The sequence below is a fragment of the uncultured Campylobacter sp. genome, assembly GCF_938045595.1.
Classification (GTDB): Bacteria; Campylobacterota; Campylobacteria; order Campylobacterales; family Campylobacteraceae; genus Campylobacter_B.
In genome coordinates, this window is sequence record NZ_CALIBB010000321.1 from 1 (window position 1) to 3940 (window position 3940).

Annotated in this window: 3 protein-coding genes; all 3 read right to left on the reverse strand. The window is 46.4% G+C overall.

What is annotated here, in order from left to right:
* Window positions 1–314: 314 nt before the first annotated feature.
* The gene (locus tag Q0340_RS12305) at window positions 315–1106 is read right to left on the reverse strand and encodes a class I SAM-dependent methyltransferase (RefSeq protein ID WP_298083541.1); all 792 of its coding nucleotides are present in this window, start codon (window positions 1104–1106) and stop codon (window positions 315–317) included.
* A 119-nt stretch (window positions 1107–1225) separates the two neighbouring features.
* Window positions 1226–3301 (reverse strand): TonB-dependent receptor, encoded by a 2076-nt coding sequence (locus Q0340_RS12310; RefSeq protein WP_298083542.1) that lies wholly within the window; start codon window positions 3299–3301, stop codon window positions 1226–1228.
* A gap of 367 nt (window positions 3302–3668) precedes the next feature.
* A complete protein-coding gene (locus Q0340_RS12315; protein WP_298083543.1) occupies window positions 3669–3854 on the reverse strand; it encodes a hypothetical protein in 186 nt (61 codons plus the stop codon).
* Window positions 3855–3940 lie beyond the last annotated feature (86 nt).

Sequence of the window (3940 nt, forward strand, 5' to 3'; positions counted from 1 at the left end):
TATAAAAAATTTCGCGGATTTTCTAAGCGGTGGGATTTAAATCCGATTGGGTGCGCGGGGGAACGAAAATGCGCCGCTTCAATACGGCAAATATAGCTAAAGCGCAGCTCAAGGTATTTGTCGCGATACTAATGCAGTAGTCGTCAGGCGGAATTTTAAAATTTGAAATTGGCAGAATTCTAAAATTTGCTACATTGTGTTTTCTTAGAATTTTGCAAAAATTTAAAATTTCGTAATCTTAGAATTCCAAAATTTTTAATAATTTTAAAATTTTATTCGCGTTAGCTACTGATTTTAAATCGAATAAAGGCTTTTTATTTTCTACCCGCCAGAAGCTTTGAGCTGCCTAGCATCAGCCATTTGGCTTCGCGTGGGCCCATAAAAAGCCCCTGCGTCGTATCTATAAGCTCGACTCGCTCGTAGCCCTGCTCCTTAAGTCGCGCGATGAAAGCATCCATGTCGCCGTAGTTTCCGCGCGAGAAAAGATCGTGGATCGCGAAGCTGCCGCCCTTTTTAAGCACGCGGAGCGTCTCTAAAAGCAGCGCCTGGCGGTCCTTGCGCATGATGTTGTGATAGACGTAGTTGCTTGTAACCGCATCGAAGCTGCCGTCCTCAAAGGGCAACTGTGTGGCGTCGGCCTGCTCGAAGCTAGTGTTTTGCACCCCTTCAGCGCGCGCGTTGGATTCGCACAGCTGCTTGTTAAAAGACGCATACTCAAAGCCCCAGCGATCGACGCCCAGCACCGATGCGTGCGGGTTGCGCTTAGCGACGGCAATCGTTAGCGCGCCGCTGCCGCAGCCCACGTCCAACCCGCGCCCGCCCTCTGGCAGATCCACGTATTTCGCCGTGCCCTCTACGATCGCGCGAGAGAGCTGACGCTTGCCGCCGTAATCAAACGCGCGGTATAGCGCGACGCAATAGATCGTAAAGCCGACCAAAAACAGCGCCGCTGCACCGAAAAGCCCCGCAAGAAACCACCTTAGCGCGCCGCCCACGAAGGCGCCGCAAACGCCGAAAATCAAAAACAAAACTAATGCTACGGCCGCACCTGCGGCAAAGCCCGCGATCATGCCCTTAGGCACCCAGTTTTTATAGTCCGGTTTCATCTTCGCTCCTTTTATTAAATTTAATCTCGCGGCGGCAAAGCACGCTGCAGCAAAATTTTAAATTCCGCCCGTAAATTTTAAATTTCGCAGCTCAAACCTCGCTTAAATTTAAACGCACGCTAATAGGTGTATTTAAACTCCGCGTAGTAATTGCGCCCGGGAGCGGGAGTATAGATGTCCGAGCGTAAATTTTGGTTGTAATTATACTCCTCGTCAAAGACGTTTTTGACTCCCGCGCTTATCAAAAATCCGCTTGCGAAGCGGTACGCAGCGCCCAGATCTACGATCGTGCGCGAGTCGATTCTATCGTGGTTGCCGTCGTGCGATGATGAGAAATATTTAAAATCGCTCATCAGCGTTAAATTTCTAATCGGCTCGTAATCGAGCCCCAAAACGAACTTTGAGCGCTCCACCAGCGGAACCTGCTTACCTTTATTCGCGCCGGATTGGATCTTGGCGTCGACATATGAAAAGGTCTCGCTGAGCTTTAAATTTGAAAGCAGACTTTGCTCCGCATACAGCTCCACGCCCTTGCGGCGCGTCTCGTCGATATTGATAAAATGCCAACCATCGGCAATGTCGCTGCCGAGCAGTTCGTTTACGATCTCGTTTTTCGTATCGGTCCAAAAGATCGTAGCGCTTACGTATTGCCCGTAGATCAGATCTTTAAGGCCGATCTCGTAGGTTTTAAAGGTTTCGGATTTGAGGTTATTAAGCACGTAAGGGCCGTTGCGACCGAGCTTGTCGATGAGCTGATTAGGACCCGGCGAGATATAGCCGCGCTCAAATTTAAAATATAGATTGCCATCCTTGGAATAATTAAAATTCGGCGTGATCTCAAAAGCGTAGTTGTTTTTATGATCGCTTACTCGGGTACTATTTTGCGTCTGCGAGATTATGTTTCCCATACTTTTTATGGTCGTTAAAACTCTGCGATCTACTTTGTATTCGGCGCGCTCAAACCGACCGCCCGCACTAAGCGAAAACAGATCGGTGAAATTGTGCTTTTCTAAAGCATAGACCGAGTGGGTAAGCTTTTGCATATCAAAGATCGTAAGCTGTGAACGGCTCATCATAGGATTCATCGCGACATCAAAATTTATCCTGCGAAAGCCCTTGTTTTTGAGATAATCATATCCCGCTATGAACTCGCCGCTGTCGTAGTCGAGCTTGCCTTTTAAATTTGCCCCCTCTTTGCGGTCTTTCATCACAAATCCGCTCTGAATGATCCTGATATCTTGATAATAAGGGTGCAAATTTGCTTCGATTTTATCGCCGAATTTTACCGTGTAGCCGAAATCGAAATTTGCCCGCGTACTTTTGGTAAAAGTCCGTTCACCTCCTTGCTGGCGGCGATCCGCTCTCAGCTCGGCAAGCCCTAAGCTCGGCACCGAATAGGTTCGCGCCTGATAATAGCTCGGATCAAAAGAGATGCTTTGATCGTCCGAAATTTTATAATGCATCCCGAGCGAGCCATAATAGCCGCTCTCTTTCTCACCCTTGCGGTATCCGCGCTGCTTAAAGCCCTTTACGGCGGTTTTTAGAAACAAATTCTCGCTCACGCCTCCGCCGAGTCCTAAATTTAGATCATTGTAATTATACGACGCGATCTTGGTCGAGATATTGGCGTACGGGTATCTGGCTCCCTTTTTCGTGATGATATTTATCACGCCGCCACTGGTGCCGCTGCCGTATAGCACGCTACCGCCGCCCGGGATGATCTCCACGCGCTCGATATCTTCGATCGGAATGAGATCGATCGGGATGCTCGTCGGCGTCGTGTCGATCATATTGAGCGCGACTCCGTTAAGAAGGACTTTGACGGAGGTATTTGCCTTCTGACCCTGTCCGCGCAGATCGACCGTATCGCCGTGAAAGCTAACCCCCGGCGCCTTTTCTAAAATTTCGCGCAGATTGCGGTAGCCGCGGTTTTCCATATCCTCCGCGGTGATGACCGAGACGTTGCGAACCTCGTTTTTAAGCATATCCTCAAAGCCCGTCGCGGTAACTACGATGGTGCCCAGCTTCGTGGCGTTCGCGCCGGAAGCGTTTTTAGAAGCTGCGGAATTTACGGCTCTCGCGCCGGGCGCGCCGATATTTGCGGACGTAGCGTTGTTTTCGGCTCCGTTTAGTTGTAAGGCGGCGCACAAACTTAGCGCGATCGCGGCATTTGAAAGATAAAATTTCTTAAACATCACTCTCCCCTATTCAAAATTAGAATTTTGCGAATGATTTGCAAATGCTATATTATAATTTCTCTTGATTAAATAATAATAAATTTCAAAGATTAAAGATAGATTTTTTAAAATTTTGGCGCAGATTGGATGAAATTTTGATTTCGAGTGTTTTGCTGGGTGCGGCAAAATTTCGGTTTTAAATTTAGACTCCTTGGCGGTTTTTATTTCTTAAAGCGGCAAATTTGCAAAGCGGATCTAGCTGAAATTTTGAAATTTAGCCAAATCCCTAAAATCATACCCGTCTAAAATGCGCCCAAAAGTATTAAACCTATCCTGGCGCTCATTTTTTTATCCATATGGCTTTTTGATTTTGCTTGCGCATCAATTATTTTTTATTATGGCTCACCCTCTTTAGCCACTCTTTTTCAAATTTATAATATTTCTCAAGCTTTTTATTCTTTTCCGCTTGATTCCACTTTTCTATCTCGGCATAATCTTGCAGTTCGCCTCCGCACTTAGGGCAAACGCCCCCATCTTTAACGTCCGAAAAATTATAAAATTTACTTCTCATATTTTTAAAATTTTACCGTAATTTTCCTACAAAATTTTACTTAAATTTGGCTTCAGTCGTTTAAAATTTTATCTCTTTGAAATTTA

Bases quoted from the DNA above. Each gene is read 5' to 3' on its own strand.
- Q0340_RS12305 (WP_298083541.1), bottom strand. From the start codon at position 1,106: ATGAAACCGGACTATAAAAACTGGGTGCCTAAGGGCATGATCGCGGGC.
- Q0340_RS12315 (WP_298083543.1), bottom strand. From the start codon at position 3,854: ATGAGAAGTAAATTTTATAATTTTTCGGACGTTAAAGATGGGGGCGTT.
- Q0340_RS12310 (WP_298083542.1), bottom strand. From the start codon at position 3,301: ATGTTTAAGAAATTTTATCTTTCAAATGCCGCGATCGCGCTAAGTTTG.